This is a genomic window from Pedococcus sp. P2_E4 (assembly GCF_056403935.1).
Map to the genome: position 1 here is coordinate 137,692 of NZ_JBFUEO010000003.1, position 19,438 is coordinate 157,129.

The following is a 19,438-nucleotide window of genomic DNA, read 5'->3' on the forward strand; positions in this document are numbered from 1 at the left end:
GCCCGAGTCTATCCCCGCTGGTGGGCAGTCCACGGACGGGGACTGGATGCGACGCAGGTCACCCTCAGGGCTAGGCTCGGAACCGTTGTCGCGCGCCGACTCTGACGCTCAGTGTGAGGAGAACCACCAGTGCCCACCCCCACCCGTTCCGCCAAGTCCCAGCCCACCCGCCAGCGCAGCAGTTCGCTGCGCAAGCCGGTGGCCCGCAAAGCGGGTTGGACCGACCTCGACGTGCGTGCGGTCGACACCGTGCGGCTGCTCGCGGCGGACTCCGTCCAGAAGGTCGGCAACGGCCACCCCGGCACCGCGATGAGCCTGGCCCCGGCGGCCTACCTGCTCTACCAGAACGTCATGCGACACGACCCGTCCGACCCCCACTGGCTCGGTCGTGACCGGTTCGTCCTCTCCTGCGGGCACTCCTCCCTCACGCAGTACATCCAGCTGTACCTCTCCGGCTACGGCCTCGAGCTCGACGACCTCAAGGCGCTGCGCACGTGGGGCTCGCTCACGCCTGGCCACCCCGAGGTGCACCACACCAAGGGTGTCGAGATCACCACGGGCCCGCTCGGGTCGGGGCTCGCGTCGGCGGTCGGCATGGCGATGGCGCAGCGGCGCCAGCGCGGCCTGTTCGACCCCGAGGCCAAGGCGGGCGAGAGCCCGTTCGACCACCACATCTGGGTCATGGCCAGCGACGGCGACATCATGGAGGGCGTGACCCACGAGGCGTCCGCCCTCGCCGGTCACCAGGAGCTCGGCAACCTCACCGTGATCTACGACCAGAACACCATCTCGATCGAGGACAAGACCGAGATCTCGTTCTCCGAGGACGTCGCCGCCCGCTACGAGGCGTACGGCTGGAACACCGTGACCGTCGACTGGCGCGGCGACGGCACGAGCGGCGACTACGTCGAGAACGTCGACCAGCTGCTGGCCGCCTGCGAGAGGAGCCGCAGCTCCCGCAAGCCCACGCTGATCGTCCTGCGCACGATCATCGCCTGGCCGGCCCCGACCAAGCAGGACACCGGCAAGTCGCACGGGTCCGCCCTCGGCGACGCCGAGATCGCCGCCACCAAGGAGCTGCTCGGCTTCGACCCGAAGAAGAGCTTCGAGGTCCCGCGGTCGCTGCTGACACACACCCGCAAGGTCGTGGCGCGCGGCAAGGCCGCCCACAAGACGTGGGACAAGTCGTATGCCGCGTGGCGCAAGTCCCAGCCCGAGCGCGCCGCGCTGCTCGACCGCCTCGTCAAGGGCGACCTGCCCGACGGGCTCGACAAGGCGGTGCCGACCTTCGCGCCGGACGCCAAGGGGATCGCGACCCGCGCCGCCTCGGGCAAGGTGCTCGGTGCCCTCGCCGACGTCGCACCCGAGCTGTGGGGTGGCTCGGCCGACCTCGCCGAGTCCAACAACACGACCATGGAGGGCCAGCCCTCCTTCATCCCGAAGTCCAAGCAGACCCGTGAGTGGTCCGGCGGCCCCTACGGCCGCACCCTGCACTTCGGCATCCGCGAGTTCGGCATGGGGCTGATCCTCAACGGCATCGCGCTCGAGGGGCTCACCCGCCCCTACGGCGGCACGTTCCTCGTGTTCTCCGACTACATGCGTCCCGCCGTCCGGCTCGCCGCCATCCAGCAGGCGCCGGTGACCTTCGTGTGGACGCACGACTCCATCGGCCTCGGCGAGGACGGACCCACCCACCAGCCCATCGAGCACCTCGCCGCCCTGCGGGCGATCCCGTCCTTCGACGTGGTCCGCCCGGCGGACGCGAACGAGACCGGCGCGGCGTGGCTGGCGATCCTGCGCAACAAGCGTCCGGCCGGGCTCGCGCTCAGCCGCCAGAACCTGCCGATCGTCGACCGGAGTGGCGCCAACGGCGCCGGCAAGGTCAGCGGGGTCGCCAAGGGTGCCTACGTCCTCTTCGAGGCCAGCAAGCCCACCCCGGACGTCATCCTCGTCGCCACGGGCTCCGAGGTTCAGCTCGCCGTCGAGGCGCGCGAGACGCTCGAGAAGTCCGGCGTCGCCACCCGCGTCGTGTCGATGCCCTGCCGCGAGTGGTTCGAGGAGCAGACCCCGGCCTACCGCGAGAAGGTCCTCCCTGCGGCCGTCAGGGCCAGGGTCTCGGTCGAGGCCGGCGTCCCCCAGGGCTGGCGCGACATCGTCGGCGATGCCGGCGAGATCATCGCCATCGACCACTTCGGCGCGTCCGCCGACGCCGCCACCCTCTTCCGCGAGTTCGGATTCACCGCGGCTGCCGTGGTGGCCGCTGCCAAGAAGTCCCTCAAGACCGTCAAGGGAAAGTGAACTGCCATGACTGACAACGCAGCCCTCAAGGCCCTCGCCGACAACGGCGTCTCCGTCTGGCTCGACGACCTCTCGCGCGAGCGCATCGAGACCGGCAACCTCCAGGAGCTCATCGACACCAAGGGCGTCGTGGGCGTGACCACCAACCCGTCGATCTTCCAGGCCGCGCTGGCCAAGGGCGACCGCTACGACGCTGACCTGCGCCAGTTCGCCTCGGAGGGCAAGACCGTCGACGAGACCGTCTTCGGCCTCACCACCGAGGACGTGCGCAACGCGTGCGACATCCTCAAGCCGATCTACGACTCGACGAACGGCGTCGACGGCCGCGTGTCCATCGAGGTCGACCCCCGGCTGGCGCACGAGACGGCCAAGACCGTCGAGCAGGCCAAGGAGCTCGCCGCGGCGGTCGACCGTGACAACGTCCTCATCAAGATCCCCGCCACGGTCGAGGGGCTGCCGGCCATCTCGCAGGTCCTCGCCGAGGGGATCAGCGTCAACGTCACGCTGATCTTCAGCCTCGACCGGTACCGCGGCGTCATGAACGCCTTCCTCACCGGGCTCGAGCAGGCGCGTGAGGCCGGACGCGACCTGTCGAAGATCCACTCCGTGGCCTCGTTCTTCGTGTCGCGCGTCGACACCGAGATCGACAAGCGGCTCGACGCCCTCGGCACCGACGAGGCCAAAGCCCTCAAGGGCAAGGCAGCCGTCGCGAACGCCCGGCTCGCCTACCAGGCCTACGAGGAGGTCTTCGCGACCCCGCGCTGGAAGAACCTCGCGGATGACGGCGCCAACGCCCAGCGCCCCCTGTGGGCCTCCACCGGCGTCAAGGACCCCGCCTACTCCGACACGCTCTACGTCACCGAGCTGGTGGCCCCCAACACCGTCAACACGATGCCTGAGAAGACCCTCGAGGCGGTCATCGACCACGGCCAGGTCACCGGCGACACCGTCACGGGTGCCTACGGCGAGGCCGGCCAGGTGCTCGACGCCCTCGAGGACCTCGGCATCTCGTACGCCGAGGTCACGGCGCTCCTCGAGCGTGAGGGTGTCGAGAAGTTCGAGACTGCCTGGGGCGAGCTGATCGACGAGGCCCAGCACGACCTGGACCTCGCCCGTGCCGACGTCGACAACACCGGCGGGCAGGACGAGCAGTGAGCGCACTGGGGGTCGTCGCATCGGGGGCTGCGGCAGACGCCATCGCCACCGCGGTGCCCGAGCTGGTGCAGGCCCAGTTCGCCAGCAAGCTGTTCGCCCAGGACGCCACGCTGTGGGGCAAGGACGCCGAGTCCGAGTCCGCGATCCGGCTCTCCTGGGTCAACCTGCCGCGCGCGTCCCGCCCCCTCCTCGGAGAGGTCGCGGCCCTGCGTGGCGAGCTGGCCGAGCAGGGTGTCGACCGGGTGGTGCTCTGCGGCATGGGTGGCTCGTCCCTCGCGCCCGAGGTCATCTGTGCGACCGCCGGCGTCGACCTCGTGGTCCTCGACTCGTCACAGCCCGACATGGTCCGGGCCGCGATCGTCGACCTCGAGCGCACCGTCGTCGTGGTGTCCAGCAAGTCCGGGTCCACCGTCGAGACCGACTCCCAGCGCCGGGCGTTCCAGGCCGCCTTCACCGAGGCGGGCATCGACCCGACCGCCCGCATCGTCGTCGTCACCGACCCCGGCAGCCCGCTCGACCAGGAGTCCCGGGCCGGCGGCTACCGCGTCATCAACGCCGACCCCAACGTCGGCGGCCGCTACTCCGCGCTGACGGCCTTCGGGCTGGTGCCGTCGGGTCTGGCCGGTGCCGACATCGAGGCGTTGCTCGACGACGCCGAGGCAGTGGCCGACGTGCTGTCGGCCGACGACGACGCCAACCCCGCCCTGCGACTCGGTGCTGCCATGGCCGGCACCGAGCCCCTGCGCGACAAGCTGGTCATCGTCGACAACGGCTCCGGGATCGTGGGGTTCGCCGACTGGGCCGAGCAGCTGATCGCCGAGAGCACCGGCAAGCTCGGCACCGGGATCCTGCCCGTCGTCGTGGCCGGCGACTCCGACCCCGAGGTGGCCTGGCCCGCAGCGGACGTGACCGTGGCCCGGCTCGTCGCCGACTCCGCCTCCGACGAGCTGGACGCCGACGACCTCGCCGACACGGTCGTCGACGGGTCGCGCTCCGAGGTCGAGGTCAGTGGACCGCTCGGTGCGCAGCTACTGCTGTGGGAGGTCGCCACCGCCGCGGCGGGACGCCTGCTCGGCATCAACCCGTTCGACCAGCCTGACGTCGAGAGCGCCAAGAAGGCAGCCCGTGCCCTCCTCGACCAGGGCCTGGGCACCGCAGAGGCTCCCGCCGCCACCGACGGTGCGGTGGAGATCCGCGCCCTCGGGGGTGACTGGCTGGGTGACGCCGCCACCGTGTCCGACGCCGTGACCGCCCTGTTCGACCAGCTCGACCCGGAGCACGGCTACGTCGCGGTCATGGCCTACCTCGACCGGCTCACCGACGCCGCCCTGGCCGACGTGCGGGCGGGGCTGGCCCGCCATACCGGACGTCCCACGACGTTCGGCTGGGGGCCGCGCTTCCTGCACTCCACCGGCCAGTTCCACAAGGGTGGCCCGCCGACCGGCGTCTACCTCCAGATCACGACCGCACCCCACGAGGACCTCGCGATCCCCGGACGCGAGTTCAGCTTCGGCGACTTCATCGCCAGCCAGGCCGCCGGTGACGCCCAGGTGCTCGCCGAGCACCAGCGCCCGGTCCTGCAGCTGCACCTGACCGACCACGACGCCGGGTTGGCACAGGTCAGCGAGGTGCTCTCCCAGCTCTCCCCCACGGAAGGCGACGCATGAGTCCGACCCGAGTGGCGCAGGGTGCCAACCCCCTGCGCGACCCGCGCGACAAGCGACTCCCCCGCATCGCCGGCCCCTCGGGCCTGGTGCTGTTCGGAGTCACCGGCGACCTGGCCCGCAAGAAGCTCATGCCGGCGATCTACGACCTCGCGAACCGTGGTCTGCTGCCGCCGGGCTTCTCGCTGGTCGGTTTCGCCCGTCGCGACTGGGCCGACCAGGACTTCGGCAAGATCGTCTACGACGCGGTCAAGCAGTACGCCCGCACGCCGTTCCGCGAGGACGTGTGGCGCAACCTCGCCGAGGGCTTCCGGTTCGTGCCGGGCACGTTCGACGACCCCAACGCCTTCGACCTGCTCGCGACCACCGTCAAGAACCTCGAGGCCGAGCGCGGCACCGGTGGCAACCTCGCGTTCTACCTGTCGATCCCGCCCGGGTTCTTCTCGGTGGTGTGTGAGCAGCTCGAGCGCTCGGGGCTGAGCAAGCCCGAGGGCGACTCGTGGCGACGCGTGGTCATCGAGAAGCCGTTCGGCCACGACCTCACCAGCGCCCGCGAGCTCAATGACATCGTCGAGGGCGTGTTCCCGCCCGACGCGGTGTTCCGGATCGACCACTACCTCGGCAAGGAGACGGTCCAGAACCTCCTGGCGCTGCGCTTCGCCAACCAGATGTTCGAGCCGGTGTGGAACGCCAACTACGTCGACCACGTGCAGATCACCATGGCCGAGGACATCGGCATCGGTGGGCGCGCGGGCTACTACGACGGCATCGGCGCCGCCCGCGACGTGATCCAGAACCACCTGCTCCAGCTGCTGGCCCTGACCGCGATGGAGGAGCCCGTCTCGTTCGAGGCCGACCACCTGCGCGCCGAGAAGGAGAAGGTCCTCTCGGCGGTGCGGCTGCCCAAGGACCTCGCCAAGGCCACGGCCCGCGGTCAGTACGCCGGCGGGTGGCAGGGTGGCGAGCAGGTCATCGGCTACCTCGACGAGGACGGCGTGGCCAAGACCTCGCACACCGAGACGTATGCCGCGATGAAGGTCGAGATCGACTCACGCCGCTGGGCCGGCGTGCCGTTCTACCTGCGGACGGGCAAGCGGCTCGGCAAGCGGGTCACCGAGATCGCCGTCGTGTTCAAGAAGGCCCCGCACCTGCCGTTCAGCCACACGGCGACGGAGGAGCTCGGGCAGAACGCGATCGTCATCCGCGTGCAGCCCGACGAGGGGATCACGATGCGGTTCGGGGCCAAGGTGCCTGGTGCCCAGATGGAGGTGCGCGACGTGACGATGGACTTCGGCTACGGCCGCGCCTTCACCGAGTCGAGCCCGGAGGCCTACGAGCGGCTGATCCTCGATGTCCTGCTCGGCGACCCGCCGCTGTTCCCGCGCCACGAGGAAGTCGAGCTCTCCTGGCAGATCCTCGACCCGGTCGAGGCGTTCTGGGCCAAGCAGAAGAAGCGCCCCGACTCCTACGTCGCGGGCGGCTGGGGGCCCGCCAGCGCCGACGAGATGATGCACCGCGACGGCCGGGTCTGGAGGATGCCATGATCGTCGACCTGCCCAACACGACAACCGTCGCGATCAGCAAGAAGCTCGTGCGGCTGCGCCAGGACACCGGCGCGATGGCCCTCGGTCGCGTCCTGACCATGCTCATCGTCGTCGACGAGGCCGACGCCGAGGGGGCCATCGAGGCGGCCAACGACGCCAGCCGCCAGCACCCGTGCCGCATCATCGCCGTCGTCATCGGCAACAAGCGCGGGCAGTCCCGCATCGACGGCCAGATCCGGGTCGGGGGTGACGCCGGAGCGAGCGAGGTCATCGTGCTGCGGCTCTACGGCCCGCTCACCGACCACGGCCGCAGTGTGGTCATCCCCCTGATGCTGCCCGACTCCCCCGTCGTCGCCTGGTGGCCCACGGCCGCGCCCGCCAACGTCTCGACCGACCCGATCGGCTCGATGGCCCAGCGCCGGATCACCGACGCCGCCGAGGCCAGCTCCCCCAAGGCCGCCCTCAAGGGCCGCGCCAAGAACTACGCGCGGGGCGACTCGGACCTGGCCTGGTCCCGGATCACGCTCTGGCGCGGGCTGCTCGCGGCCGCCCTCGACCAACCGCCCTTCGAGCCCGTCCTCGAGGCCACCGTCACGGGCGGGACCGACTCGCCGTCGACCGACCTGCTCGCCGCGTGGCTCGCGCAGACCCTCAAGTGCCCGGTGACGCGGGCGAGGACGCGGCCCGGCACCGGCATGGTCAGTGTCCGCCTCGAGCGTCGCAGCGGTGCGATCGACCTGGTCCGCCCCGACGGCGCGATCGCCACCCTGACGCAGCCGGGCCAGCCGACGCGCCGGATCTCGCTGGCTCGCCGGGCGACGGCCGAGTGCCTGGCCGACGAGCTGCGACGACTCGACCCCGACGAGATATACGACGAGACCATCCGCAAGGGCCTGCCCCGCATCGGAGCCCGGTCCGTGACGGCGAGCGAGGCCGTGCGTGAGGGCGAAGCCCCCTCGGTGGCCGAGGCCGAGCGCGCCTCCAAGCGGATCGCGCGGGCCAACTCGAAGGCCGCCAGCTCCCAGATGGTGACAGCGCCCCCACCGGCCCCGAGCAGCGACCCCAAGGTCGTGAAGAAGGCGGCCGCCAGTCAGCTCGCCAAGGCCAAGGACGCTGGTCCCACCTCCAAGGCCAGGGCTGCGACGAAGGCCTCGAAGGGTTCGTCGTGACCGCCCGCCCGGCGGTCGTCGTCCACCCTGACAAGCAGGCTGTCGCCGACGCAGGGGCGGCTCGCCTGGTCACTACGCTGCTGGACGTCCAGGCCGAGGGGCGCACACCCCACGTGACACTGACCGGCGGCTCCCTGGGTTCGGCGATCATCGCCTCGATCCTGCAGGTGCCCGCGCACCGGGCCGTCGACTGGTCCAACGTGTCGGTGTGGTGGGGCGACGAGCGCTACCTGCCTGCCGGCGACCCGGACCGCAACGACACCCAGAACGACGCCGCGGGGCTGGACCGCCTCGGCCTGGATCCGGCCAACGTGCACCGGGTCGCCGGCCCCGACACGAGTGAGTCGGCGGAGGCCAGTGCGCTGGCGTACTCCGAGGCGCTGCGCCGGCACGGCAGCGGCGGCACCTGGGACATCGTGATCCTCGGCGTGGGCCCGGACGCGCACGTCGCGTCGCTGTTTCCCGGGCATCCGGCGCAGCTCAGCGCGGATGCCATCGCCGTCGCGGTGCACGACTCCCCCAAGCCACCACCGGACCGGGTCTCGCTGACGTTCGAGTGCCTGGGCCGCGCCGAGCGGGTCTGGTTCCTCGTGGCCGGTGCCGACAAGGCGCATGCGGTGGCGGTCTCGCTGGCCGGAGCCGACCCGGCCGAGTCGTCGGCGGCGCAGGTGCACGGCATCCGCGAGACCATCTGGCTGGTCGACGCCGACGCCGCCAGCGAGCTCGCAGGCTGAGCCGCGCACTCCCCCACGATCACCAGACGCGCGAAGCCCCSCACCGGAGCAGTCCGGGCGGGGCTTCGCAGCGACGTGCGAGGTGCGAGGTGCGTGACGACTACTGGATGAGCTTGCGGTCGCGCAGGGTCGCCAGGGCCTCTTCGAGGATGGCCTTGCCGTCGGCGTCGGAGCGGCGCTCCTTCACGTAGGCCAGGTGCGTCTTGTAGGGCTCGACCTTCGGCGGGGCGGGCGGGTTGGCCTCGTCCTGGCCGGCCGGGAAGCCACAGCGCGGGCAGTCCCAGGTCTCGGGGACCGCCAGGCCTGGCTCCTCGGCGAACGAGGGGCGCGTCTGGTGGCCGTTGGCGCACCAGTACGACACGAAGACCCGGGGGGCCGCCTCGCCGCGCTCGGCCTCGCCCATCGGGCCGGCGCCGACACGGCTGCCGCGGATTGCGTTTCCACCTGCCATGGTTGCTCAGGTTCCCTTCGGGTCGGGGGTGTTCAGGACGAGAAGCGGTCGATGAGACCGATGCCGACGATGCAGGCGAACCACACGATGCCCACCGCGACGGTGAAGCGGTCGAGGTTGCGCTCGGCCACCGACGACGAGCCCAGCGAGGTGGACATGCCACCGCCGAACATGTCGGACAGACCCCCACCCTTGCCCTTGTGCAGCAGGACCAGCAGGGTCAGGAACAGACCACCGATGACCAGCAGGACCTGCAGGCCAATGCGAACGGCTTCCACGGTAGTGATCACCCATCGTGTCGAGGTTGGAACGGCCACCAAGAGGCAGCGACGGTCAGGATACCTGTTCGACCGCTACGCGGTTGCCAGGTGGTCCTTGTAGCGGCAGATCGAGGCGAACTCGGCGGGGTCGATCGACGCGCCACCGACGAGGGCGCCGTCCACGTCCTCCTGCGCCATGATCGCGGCGACGTTGCCCGCCTTGACGGACCCGCCGTAGAGCACGCGCACCGCGTCGGCCAGGTCACCCGAGTAGAGCTCGGCCAGCTTGGTGCGGATCGCCGCACACACCTCCTGGGCGTCCTGCGGCGTCGCGACCTCGCCCGTGCCGATCGCCCACACGGGCTCGTAGGCGACGACGATCGTCTTGGCCTGCTCGGCGGTGACATCCGCGAGGCCGGCCTCGAGCTGCATGAGGACGTGCTCCAGGTGCGTCCCGGCCTGTCGGACCTCGAGGTGCTCCCCGACGCAGAAGATGGGGGTCAGGCCGTGGCGGTAGGCCGCCTTGACCTTGGCGTTGACGACGTCCTCGGACTCGCGGTGGTACTCGCGTCGCTCGCTGTGCCCCGCGAGCACGTAGGTGCAGCCCAGCTTGGCGAGGAACGCGCCGGAGACCTCGCCGGTGTAGGCGCCCGAGTCGTGCATCGACAGGTCCTGCGCGCCGAAGACCAGCTCGAGCCGGTCGCCGTCGATCAGCGTCTGCACCGAGCGCAGGTCGGTGAACGGCGGCAGCACCGCAACCTCGACGGCCCCGAAGTCGTGCCGGCCGTCGCGCAGGGTCCAGTCGAGCTTCTGCACGAGGTGGGTGGCCTGCAGGTGGTCGAGATTCATCTTCCAGTTGCCCGCCATGAGCGGGGTGCGACCGGAGGACTTGGGTGCCATGGAGGTTTCCTTTGGTGGTATGCCGGTGGGCCGGGCTCGCTGCCCGGCCCACCGAGGGTAGTTGGTCCGCGCTGGGTCAGGCGGTGGTCTCGTCGAGCACCGTCAGCCCGGGGAGCTCCTTGCCCTCGAGGTACTCGAGGCTGGCGCCGCCGCCGGTCGAGATGTGGCCGAACTGGCCGTCCTCGTAGCCGAGCTGGCGCACCGCGGCCGCGGAGTCTCCGCCACCCACCACCGTGAGCGCACCGTCCTCGGTCAGCTCGACCAGGGCCTGCGCGACGGCTGCCGTGCCCGCGGCATACGGCTGCATCTCGAAGGCGCCCATCGGGCCGTTCCAGAACACGGTCCGGCAGTCCTTGAGCTTCTCGGCGAAGAGCACCCCGGACTCGGGGCCGATGTCCAGGCCCATCCGGTCGGCCGGGATCGCCCCGGCAGCCACGACCTCGTGGTCCGCCTCGGCGGAGAACTCGGTGGCGGCGACGATGTCGACGGGCAGGACGATCTCGACCCCGCGCTCCTTGGCCTGGTCGAGGTAGCCCCGGACCGCCTCGACCTGGTCCTGCTCAAGCAGCGAGCTGCCGACCTCGTAGCCCATCGCCTTGAAGAAGGTGAACACCATCCCGCCACCGATGAGCAGCCGGTCCGCGGTGCCGAGCAGGCTGTCGATGACGCCCAGCTTGTCGGAGACCTTGGCGCCGCCGAGCACCACGGCATAGGGGCGCTCGGGCTCGACCGTGAGGCGTCGCAGGACGCCCACCTCGGTCTCGACGAGCCCGCCCACCGCCGACGGGAGCAGTCGCGCCACGTCGTAGACCGAGGCCTGCTTGCGGTGGACCACGCCGAACCCGTCGGAGACGAAGACGTCGGCCAGCGACGCGAGCTGGCGGGCGAACTCGGCCCGCTCCTCGTCGTTCTTGGCGGTCTCACCCGGGTTGAAGCGCAGGTTCTCGAGCAGCACGACGTCGCCGTCCTGAGCCGCCTCGACCGCTGCCCGCGCGCTCTCGCCCACGGTGTCGGTGGCGAACGTGACCTCACGGCCGAGCACCTCGTCGAGGCGCGCGGCGACGGGGGCGAGCGAGTAGCGCTCCTCGGGGGCGCCCTTGGGACGTCCGAGGTGGGCGCACACGACGACGCGGGCACCCGCCTCGGAGAGCGCGCGGATCGTCGGCGCCGACGCGCGGATCCGCCCGTCGTCGGTGATGGTCGTGCCGTCCAGGGGCACGTTGAGGTCGGACCGGACGAGGACGCGCTTGCCGCGCAGGTCGCCCAGCTCGGAGACGGACTTCATCAGCAGTGGCCGGCCCGCGTCAGAGGGACTGGCCGACGAGGACCACGAGGTCGGCGAGGCGGTTGGAGTAGCCCCACTCGTTGTCGTACCAGCCGATGACCTTGACCTGGTTGCCGATGACCTTGGTCAGGCCCGCGTCGAAGATGCAGGACGCCGGGTCCGTCTCGATGTCCTTGGAGACGATGGCGTCCTCGGTGTAGACGAGGATGCCCTTGAGCGGGCCCTCGGCCGCAGCCTTGACGGCGGCGTTGACCTCGTCAGCGGTCGTCTCGCGACCGGCCTCGAAGGTGAGGTCGGTGGCCGAGCCGGTGGCGATCGGCACGCGCAGCGCGAACCCGTCGAGCTTGCCCTTGAGCTCGGGCAGCACGAGGCCGATGGCCTTGGCAGCGCCGGTCGAGGTCGGCACGATGTTGAGCGCGGCGGCGCGGGCGCGACGCAGGTCCTTGTGCGGGGCGTCCTGGAGGTTCTGGTCCTGTGTGTAGGCGTGGATGGTCGTCATCAGGCCCTTGACGATGCCGAACTCGTCGTTGAGGACCTTGGCCATCGGGCCCAGGCAGTTCGTCGTGCAGGACGCGTTGGAGATGATGGTGTGCTTCGCGGCGTCGTACTGGTCGTCGTTGACGCCCATGACGATGGTGATGTCCTCGTTGGACGCCGGCGCGGAGATGATGACCTTCTTGGCGCCACCGTCGATGTGGGCCTTGGCCTTGGTCGCATCCGTGAAGAAGCCGGTGGACTCGACGACGATGTCGGCGCCGACGGAGGCCCAGTCGATCTTGGCGGGGTCGCGCTCCTCGAAGACCCGGAAGGTCTTGCCGCCGGCCGTGATCGAGGTGTCGTCGTAGGTCACCTCACCGGGGAAGCGGCCCAGGATGGAGTCGTACTTGAGCAGGTGGGCCAGCGTCTTGTTGTCCATCAGGTCGTTGGTCGCCACGACCTCGATGTCGGCTCCCGACGCCTCGATGGCACGGAAGAAGTTGCGGCCGATGCGGCCGAAGCCGTTGATACCTACGCGAACAGTCACGATGCCAAGTCCTTCTCACGATGGGGACGGTATGCCGCGTGCTGCGGCACGGAATTGCTCGTCACGGAGCCTATCGAGCAGGCCGGTCAGGAGTCACGGCGGTCCGGCGTACGGGCGGGTAACTGGTGACTGCAGCCACTCAGGAGTCCCCGCCGAACAGGTCGCGGGTGTAGACCTTGTCGGCCACGGACTCCAGCTCGGGGACCATCCGGTTGGCGATGATGACGTCGGAGGTCGCCGCGAACTCGTCGAAGTCGCGGATCACCCGCGACCCGAAGAACTCGTCGTCGGCGAGGGCGGGTTCGAACACGACGACCGCCACGCCCTTGGCCTTGATCCGCTTCATGATCCCCTGCACGCTGCTGGACCGGAAGTTGTCGGAGCCGGACTTCATGATGAGCCGGTGGATGCCGACCACCCGGGGGTTGCGACGCAGCACGTCGGTCGCGATGAAGTCCTTGCGGGTGGTGTTGGCAGTGACGATCGCCTCGATGAGGCTCTGCGGGACGTTGCGGTAGTTCGCCAGCAGCTGCTTGGTGTCCTTGGGCAGGCAGTAACYGCCGTAGCCGAACGAGGGGTTGTTGTAGCCGGGGCCGATGCGCGGGTCGAGGCCGACGCCCTCGATGATCTGGCGGGTGTCGAGGTCGTGGGTCACCGCGAAGGTGTCGAGCTCGTTGAAGAACGCCACGCGCATCGCGAGGTAGGTGTTGGCGAAGAGCTTGATCGCCTCGGCCTCGGTGCTGTCGGTGAGCAGCACCGGCACGTCGCTCAGCTGCGCTCCCTCGACCAGCAGGTCGGCGAAGGCCCTGCCCCGCTCGCCACGCTCTCCCACGACGATCCGTGACGGGTTGAGGCTGTCCCAGAGGGCGCGGCCCTCGCGGAGGAACTCGGGGCTGAAGATGAGGTTGTCGGTGCCGAGCCGGGCCGCGAGGTCGGCCGTGAATCCCACCGGCACCGTCGACTTCACCACCATGACCGCAGCCGGGTTGGCGGCTGCCACGTCGGACGCGACCTTCTCGACGGTCGAGGTGTTGAAGTAGTTGGTCACCGGGTCGTAGTCCGTGGGGGTGGCGATGACGACGAACTGCGCGTCGGCGTACGCCTCGTCCGGGTCGTCGGTGAACGTGAGCCGCAGGTCGCGGTTGACCAGGAAGTCCTCGATCTCGGGGTCGCTGATCGGGCTGTGTCCCTCACGCAGCCGCGCGATCCGGTCGCGGTCGATGTCGAAGGCGATGACGTCGTGGTGCTGCGCCAGCAGGACGGCCATCGACAGCCCGACATAGCCGGTGCCGACGACCGCGATGCGCGTGTTCACGCCTCCAGCATGTCAGGCGTGAGGTTGGCATCGGTGCCGGGGATGCCGAGGTCCTGGGCGCGCTTGTCGGCCATGGCGAGCAGCCGGCGGATGCGTCCCGCGACGGCGTCCTTGGTCATCGGCGGCTGGGCCAGCTGCCCCAGCTCCTCGAGGGAGGCCTGCTTGTGCTCGAGCCGCAGGGAGCCGGCCTCGCGCAGGTGGTCCGGGATGTCCTCGCCGAGGATCTCCATGGCACGCTGCACCCGTGCCCCGGCGGCCACCGCTGCACGGGCCGAACGCCGCAGGTTGGCGTCGTCGAAGTTGGCCAGCCGGTTGGCGGTGGCGCGGACCTCGCGGCGCATCCGGCGCTCCTCCCACGCCATGACGGCGTCGTGCGCGCCGAGCCGGGTGAGCATCGCCCCGATGGCGTCGCCGTCGCGGATCACGACCCGGTCGACGCCCCGCACCTCACGGGCCTTGGCCTGGATCCCGAGGCGTCGGGCCGCACCCACGAGGGCGAGCGCCGCCTCGGGTCCGGGGCAGGTCACCTCGAGGGCCGACGAGCGCCCGGGCTCGGTGAGGGAGCCGTGGGCGAGGAACGCACCTCGCCACGCTGCCTCGGCGTCGCACGCGGAGGCGCTGACGACCTTGGGCGGCAGGCCCCGGACCGGACGGCCGCGGGCGTCGATCAGACCAGTCTGCCGAGCGAGGGCCTCGCCGTCCTGGACGACGCGCACGACGTAGCGCGACCCCTTGCGGAGGCCGCCGGCGGCGAGCACGAGCACCTCGGAGGGGTGGCCGTAGAGGTCGGAGATGTTCTTGCGCAGGCGCCGAGCCGCGTTGGCGGTGTCGAGCTCGGCCTCGACCACGATGCGCCCCCCGACGATGTGCAGCCCACCGGCGAAGCGCAAGGTCGCCGCGACCTCGGACTTGCGGCAACAGGGCTTCGTGACGTCGAGTCTGCTGAGCTCGTCCTTGACCCGCGCCGTCATCGCCATGCCGTCATCCTGCCATTTCCCCGTGGTGCTTCGGTGGGGATGCCCCCACCCGGTGTCTACCGTGCGTGATGCCGCGCCTCATGCCGCTCGCAGGCAGCCACTCACCCGAAGACGTCACGATATGCCGCTGCGAGCCGCAGCGTGTCATGGTGCCCCGGTTCGCCGCGTTTGGCCACCTGGGTGATGACGACCTGCGCCCCGAGCCGGGCCGCGACGTCGCGCAGGGCCGCCTCGTCGTCGACCGCCCCGGGGTCGGCGAGCACGACATCCAGACGCAGGCGGGGCGCGTGGTCGGCGAGCACCTCGACCTGGTGGGCGGCGCTGAAGCCCGCCGTCTCGCCGGACGCCTCGAGGTTGAGGGTGAGCAGCCGCCGCGCCGTGGTGTCGTGGAGCGCCTGGCGCAGCGCCGGCACCATCAGGTGCGGCATCACGGAGGTGAACCACGACCCGGGGCCGAGGACGACCCAGTCGGCGGCCCGGACCGCGTCGATCGTCTCGGGGGCAGCCGGCGGGTCCTCGGGCTCGAGGGCGATGCTCAGCACGGTGCCGCGGGTGGTGGCCACCGCCACCTGCCCGCGCACGGTGGTCACGGCCTGGGGAGCGGTGGGACCGGCACCCTGCACCTGGGCCGTGATCTCGAGGGGCACCGCGGCCATCGGCAGGACCCGCCCCTGCGCGTTGAGGAGTCGCCCGACGAGGTCGAGCCCGGCCACCGGGTCACGGTGCAGGTCCCACAGCGCGGCGATGAGCAGGTTGCCCAGGGCATGGCCGCCGAGCTGGCCGTCACCCCTGAACCGGTGCTGGAGCACGTCGCGCCAGGTGTGCCCCCACTCGGTGTCGTCGCAGAGCGCGGTCAGCGCCATCCGGAGGTCGCCGGGCGGCAGGACCCCGAACTCCTCGCGCAGCCGGCCGGACGAGCCCCCGTTGTCAGCCACGGTCACGACGGCGGTGATCTCGTCGCAGACCAGCTTGAGCGCGCTCAGCGAGGCGGCGAGCCCGTGCCCGCCCCCGAGCGCGACGACCGCGGGACCGCTCACTCCTGCCCCAGGTCGCGGTGCACGACGAAGGTCGCCACCTCGTCGCTCGTCAGCCTGGCCCGCAACGCCTCGGCCACCGCCACGGAGCGGTGCTTGCCGCCGGTGCAGCCGACCGCGACGGTGACGTAGCGCCTGCCCTCGCGGACGTAGCCGGCCGTCACCGGCTGCATCAGGGCGACGACCCGCTCGATGAACTCACCGGCCCCCTCCTGACCCAGGACGTAGTCGGACACGGCCTTGTCCTGGCCGGTGAAGTTGCGCAGCTCGGGGATCCAGAACGGGTTGGGCAGGAACCGCATGTCGAAGACGAAGTCGGCGTCCAGCGGGACGCCGTACTTGAACCCGAACGACATCACCGCGATCCGCATCCGAGGGCCGCCCTCGGGGGCGAACACCGGGTGGAGCTTCTTGGCGAGCTGGTGGACGTTGAGCCCCGAGGTGTCGATGACGATGTCGGCGACCGAGCGCAGGTCGGCGAGCAGGTCACGCTCCCGGGTGATGCCGTCGAGGAGGCGGCCGTCCCCCTGCAGGGGATGCGGCCGGCGGACCGACTCGAACCGCCGGACGATGGCCTCGTCGGTGGCGTCGAGGAAGACCAGGTTGGGAGACCATCCGCGGGACCGCAGTTCGTCGATCGCCGTCTGCAGGTGGTCGAAGAAGCCGCGCGCCCGGACGTCGACCACCGCCGCGATCCGTGGCAGGTCGACCCGCCGGGCCGCCTCGCCGGCCAGGTCGGTGAGCTCGACCAGGAGCTGTGGCGGCAGGTTGTCGACGACGTACCAGCCGGAGTCCTCGAGCACGTTGGCGGCCGTCGACCGCCCGGCACCGCTCATGCCCGTGACGATGACGAGCTCGGCCTGTCCCTCACTCACTGCCCTGCTCCGTCCTCGTCGAGAATCTCGCCGGTCATCAGGTTCACCGCGGGGGCGGCGGCACGCTGCGTGGCCAACTCTGCCGCAATAGTGGCGGCCAGCGCAGGGCCGATCCCCGAGACCGCCTGGAGGTCCTCGACGGAGGCAGCCCGGATGCGCTTGACCGAGCCGAACTCGCGCAGCAGCGCCTTGCGGCGGGTCTCGCCCAGCCCGGGGATGCCGTCGAGCACGCTGGTGGTCATCGCCTTGGACCTGCGCTGCCGGTGGAAGGTGATCGCGAAGCGGTGCGCCTCGTCGCGGACCCGCTGCAGGAGGTAGAGGCCCTCGCTGGTGCGCGGCAGGATCACCGGGTGGTCCTGCCCGGGCACCCAGACCTCCTCGAGGCGCTTGGCCAGCCCCACGACGGCCACGTCGTCGATCCCGAGGGTCGTGAGGGCCGAGTGGGCGGCGTTGACCTGCGGCAGCCCACCGTCGACGACGACGAGGTTGGGCGGGTAGGCGAACTTCTTGGGCTTGCCGGTGTCGGGGTCGATCCGGTCAGGCCCGGACGGCCCCTCGCCGGGGTCGGGCGCGATCTCGACGTCGGAGGCCTGGTCGCGGTCCTCGAGGTAGCGCTGGAACCGACGTGTCAGCACCTCGTCCATCGCGGCCGTGTCGTCGACCTCGGCACCGCGGACGATGAACCTGCGGTACTCGGACTTGCGCGCGAGCCCGTCCTCGAACACCACCATCGACCCCACAACCTGCGAGCCCTGGATGTGGCTGATGTCGTAGCACTCGATGCGCAGCGGGGCGTCCGAGAGGTCGAGCGACTCCTGGAGCTCCTGCAGCGCCTGGCTGCGCGCAGTGAGGTCGCCGGCGCGCGCCAGCTTGTGCCGGGCCAGCGACTGCTGGGCGTTGCGGTGCACGGTCTCCATGAGGGCCTTCTTGTCGCCGCGCTGGGGCACCCGCAGGTCGACCGCCGAACCCCGCAGGGACCCGAGCCAGGTCGAGACCGCCCCCGCGTCCTCGGGCCGCACCGGCACCAGCACCTCGCGCGGCACCCCGTCGCCCGACTCGCCGCCATAGACCTGCTGGAGCAGGTGGCCGACGATCTCGGGGAGCGTCTCGGCGTCCTTCTCGGCGACCCAGCCGCGCTGTCCGCGCACCCGCCCGCCACGCACGTGGAAGACCTGCACCGCGACCTCGAGCTCGTCGTCGGCGAGGGCGAACACGTCGGCGTCCGTGCCGTCGCCCAGGACGATGGCGGACTTCTCGAGCGCCTTGCCCAGGGCCACGAGGTCGTCGCGCAGCCGGGCGGCTTGCTCGAACTCCATGGCGTCGGAGGCGGCCTTCATCTCGCGCTCGAGCCGCTTGACGAAACGGGTCGTGTTGCCGGCCATGAAGTCGCAGAAGTCCTCGGCGATCGCGCGGTGCTCCTCGGCGGAGACCCGGCCGACACACGGCGCGGAGCACTTGTCGATGTAGCCCAGCAGGCACGGCCGACCCACCTGGCCCGCGCGCTTGAACACCCCGGAGGAGCAGGTGCGCAGGGGGAACACGCGCAGCAGCTGGTCGAGCGTCTCGCGGATCGCCCAGGCGTGGGCGTAGGGGCCGAAGTAGCGGGTGCCCTTGCGCTTGGCGCCGCGCATCACCTGCGCCCGGGGGAACTCCTCACCGAGGGTGACCGCGAGGTACGGGTAGGACTTGTCGTCGCGGTACTTGACGTTGAACCGGGGGTCGTACTCCTTGATCCAGGAGTACTCCAGCTGCAGGGCCTCGACCTCGTTGGCGACGACGGTCCACTCGACGCTCGCCGCGGTGGTGACCATGGTCGCGGTGCGCGGGTGGAGGGCGGCGATGTCCTGGAAGTAGGACGACAGTCGCGGGCGCAGCGACTTGGCCTTGCCGACGTAGACGACCCGACCGCTCGCATCGCGGAAGCGGTAGACCCCCGCATCGACCGGGATCTCGCCCGGGGCAGGACGGTACGTCGACGGGTCAGCCACGACTCCACTCTATGGAGCGCCACCGACGGGTCGTATGCCGCGTGGGCGCCCACGCGGCATACGACCCGTCACGTGCGGGTCACGTGACGGTGATGCCGTCCCCGCTGACCTTGACCGTCTTCTCGGCCAGCGCCGTGGTCGCAGGCCCGTTCTTGACCGCTCCGGTGGCGATGTCGAAGCTCGACCCGTGGCACGCGCAGTTGATGCTGCCGCCCGACACGCTGCTCACGATGCAGCCCTGGTGGGTGCAGACCGCGGTGAACGCCTTGAAGTCCCCTGCCGTCGGCTGGGTGACGACGACCTTCTGGTCGGAGAGGATCTTGCCGCCGCCCACGGGGATCGTGGCCTTGGAGATGGCGTCCTTGACGGCGTCGGTCGCCGCGCTGCCGGCCGAGTTGGCCGCGTCCGTGGCAGCGTCCCCCGCGCCACCGCACGCCGTGAGGCCGATCGCGCCCACGCCCACGAGGCCGGCCGAGGCGACCACCGTCCGGCGGGTCGGGCCACCCCCTGCGGGGATGTTGTCCGGGTTGTTCATCGGTGCACCTTTCGGTCGAGTCAGTGCTGATGTCGTTTCGCGGGCACCACGCTGCCGCGCCCGCCTGTGTCCATCCTGTGACGCTGCCACACCGCGCTCCGTCCGGGCGTCCCGAGGCTGGTAACGACATGAACACGGGCTTGCGTCAGGTGCCTGATTTCCCGCACGCAACGGTCTAACCTGCGAGTGCTTGCAGCAAACGTGAGCCGTCGAGCCCTCGCTCGTAGAAA

The 19,438-nt window shown here is 70.8% G+C and carries 17 protein-coding genes; 6 read left to right on the forward strand and 11 right to left on the reverse strand.

The window, feature by feature from the left end; translation table 11 throughout:
* The first annotated feature begins 129 nt into the window (after positions 1–129).
* From tkt to pgl, 6 genes are read left to right on the forward strand one after another with little or no spacing between them, the layout of a single operon-like run.
* A complete protein-coding gene (tkt, locus tag AC1DV7_RS03030; protein ID WP_477594451.1) occupies positions 130–2,298 on the forward strand; it encodes a transketolase in 2,169 nt (722 codons plus the stop codon).
* 6 nt (positions 2,299–2,304) lie between these two features.
* Entirely contained in the window at positions 2,305–3,453 is a 1,149-nt protein-coding gene (tal, locus tag AC1DV7_RS03035; RefSeq protein WP_477594453.1) for a transaldolase, read from the forward strand.
* The gene (locus AC1DV7_RS03040; RefSeq protein ID WP_477594455.1) at positions 3,450–5,120 is read left to right on the forward strand and encodes a glucose-6-phosphate isomerase; all 1,671 of its coding nucleotides are present in this window, start codon (positions 3,450–3,452) and stop codon (positions 5,118–5,120) included. Before tal ends, AC1DV7_RS03040 begins: the two co-directional genes overlap by 4 nt.
* Complete coding sequence (zwf, locus tag AC1DV7_RS03045) at positions 5,117–6,661, forward strand: glucose-6-phosphate dehydrogenase (protein ID WP_477594457.1); 1,545 nt, start codon at positions 5,117–5,119, stop codon at positions 6,659–6,661. Before AC1DV7_RS03040 ends, zwf begins: the two co-directional genes overlap by 4 nt.
* Entirely contained in the window at positions 6,658–7,830 is a 1,173-nt protein-coding gene (gene opcA, locus AC1DV7_RS03050; RefSeq protein WP_477594459.1) for a glucose-6-phosphate dehydrogenase assembly protein OpcA, read from the forward strand. Before zwf ends, opcA begins: the two co-directional genes overlap by 4 nt.
* The gene (pgl, locus tag AC1DV7_RS03055; RefSeq protein WP_477594461.1) at positions 7,827–8,564 is read left to right on the forward strand and encodes a 6-phosphogluconolactonase; all 738 of its coding nucleotides are present in this window, start codon (positions 7,827–7,829) and stop codon (positions 8,562–8,564) included. The genes opcA and pgl overlap by 4 nt, the downstream gene beginning before the upstream one ends.
* Positions 8,565–8,664: 100 nt before the next feature.
* On the opposite strand, the gene AC1DV7_RS03060 is transcribed toward pgl, so the two are convergent.
* The 11 genes from AC1DV7_RS03060 to AC1DV7_RS03110 all read right to left on the reverse strand — a co-directional run bounded on the left by AC1DV7_RS03060 (position 8,665) and on the right by AC1DV7_RS03110 (position 19,208).
* The gene (locus tag AC1DV7_RS03060; protein WP_316009085.1) at positions 8,665–9,015 is read right to left on the reverse strand and encodes an RNA polymerase-binding protein RbpA; all 351 of its coding nucleotides are present in this window, start codon (positions 9,013–9,015) and stop codon (positions 8,665–8,667) included.
* Between the two features lie 32 nt (positions 9,016–9,047).
* Positions 9,048–9,293, reverse strand: coding sequence for a preprotein translocase subunit SecG (gene secG / locus AC1DV7_RS03065; RefSeq protein ID WP_477594516.1), 246 nt, complete (start codon positions 9,291–9,293; stop codon positions 9,048–9,050).
* 75 nt (positions 9,294–9,368) lie between these two features.
* Positions 9,369–10,175 (reverse strand): triose-phosphate isomerase, encoded by an 807-nt coding sequence (gene tpiA / locus AC1DV7_RS03070; RefSeq protein WP_477594463.1) that lies wholly within the window; start codon positions 10,173–10,175, stop codon positions 9,369–9,371.
* Positions 10,176–10,251: 76 nt separating this feature from the next.
* Positions 10,252–11,460, reverse strand: a complete 1,209-nt coding sequence (locus AC1DV7_RS03075) for a phosphoglycerate kinase (protein ID WP_477594465.1) — start codon at positions 11,458–11,460, stop codon at positions 10,252–10,254.
* A gap of 19 nt (positions 11,461–11,479) precedes the next feature.
* Positions 11,480–12,484 (reverse strand): type I glyceraldehyde-3-phosphate dehydrogenase, encoded by a 1,005-nt coding sequence (gap, locus tag AC1DV7_RS03080; protein ID WP_477594467.1) that lies wholly within the window; start codon positions 12,482–12,484, stop codon positions 11,480–11,482.
* 139 nt (positions 12,485–12,623) lie between these two features.
* Positions 12,624–13,799: a nucleotide sugar dehydrogenase gene (locus tag AC1DV7_RS03085; protein ID WP_477594469.1), complete on the reverse strand. Its 1,176-nt coding sequence runs from the start codon at positions 13,797–13,799 to the stop codon at positions 12,624–12,626.
* A complete protein-coding gene (gene whiA / locus AC1DV7_RS03090) occupies positions 13,796–14,776 on the reverse strand; it encodes a DNA-binding protein WhiA (RefSeq protein WP_477594471.1) in 981 nt (326 codons plus the stop codon). Before whiA ends, AC1DV7_RS03085 begins: the two co-directional genes overlap by 4 nt.
* A gap of 101 nt (positions 14,777–14,877) precedes the next feature.
* Positions 14,878–15,813 carry a gluconeogenesis factor YvcK family protein gene (locus tag AC1DV7_RS03095; RefSeq protein ID WP_477594472.1) on the reverse strand — a complete coding sequence of 312 codons (936 nt, stop codon included), beginning with the start codon at positions 15,811–15,813 and terminating at the stop codon, positions 14,878–14,880.
* Positions 15,810–16,685 (reverse strand): RNase adapter RapZ, encoded by an 876-nt coding sequence (gene rapZ, locus AC1DV7_RS03100; protein WP_477594474.1) that lies wholly within the window; start codon positions 16,683–16,685, stop codon positions 15,810–15,812. Before rapZ ends, AC1DV7_RS03095 begins: the two co-directional genes overlap by 4 nt.
* Complete coding sequence (gene uvrC / locus AC1DV7_RS03105; RefSeq protein ID WP_477594476.1) at positions 16,682–18,673, reverse strand: excinuclease ABC subunit UvrC; 1,992 nt, start codon at positions 18,671–18,673, stop codon at positions 16,682–16,684. Before uvrC ends, rapZ begins: the two co-directional genes overlap by 4 nt.
* Before the next feature lie 79 nt (positions 18,674–18,752).
* Positions 18,753–19,208: a Rieske (2Fe-2S) protein gene (locus AC1DV7_RS03110; RefSeq protein ID WP_477594478.1), complete on the reverse strand. Its 456-nt coding sequence runs from the start codon at positions 19,206–19,208 to the stop codon at positions 18,753–18,755.
* Positions 19,209–19,438: the final 230 nt, after the last annotated feature.

Excerpts from the sequence above, each read along its gene's own strand:
- tal (WP_477594453.1), top strand. The coding sequence starts at position 2,305 with ATGACTGACAACGCAGCCCTCAAGGCCCTCGCCGACAACGGCGTCTCC.
- zwf (WP_477594457.1), top strand. The coding sequence starts at position 5,117 with ATGAGTCCGACCCGAGTGGCGCAGGGTGCCAACCCCCTGCGCGACCCG.
- opcA (WP_477594459.1), top strand. The coding sequence starts at position 6,658 with ATGATCGTCGACCTGCCCAACACGACAACCGTCGCGATCAGCAAGAAG.
- AC1DV7_RS03060 (WP_316009085.1), bottom strand. The coding sequence starts at position 9,015 with ATGGCAGGTGGAAACGCAATCCGCGGCAGCCGTGTCGGCGCCGGCCCG.
- tpiA (WP_477594463.1), bottom strand. The coding sequence starts at position 10,175 with ATGGCACCCAAGTCCTCCGGTCGCACCCCGCTCATGGCGGGCAACTGG.
- AC1DV7_RS03075 (WP_477594465.1), bottom strand. The coding sequence starts at position 11,460 with ATGAAGTCCGTCTCCGAGCTGGGCGACCTGCGCGGCAAGCGCGTCCTC.
- whiA (WP_477594471.1), bottom strand. The coding sequence starts at position 14,776 with ATGGCGATGACGGCGCGGGTCAAGGACGAGCTCAGCAGACTCGACGTC.
- AC1DV7_RS03110 (WP_477594478.1), bottom strand. The coding sequence starts at position 19,208 with ATGAACAACCCGGACAACATCCCCGCAGGGGGTGGCCCGACCCGCCGG.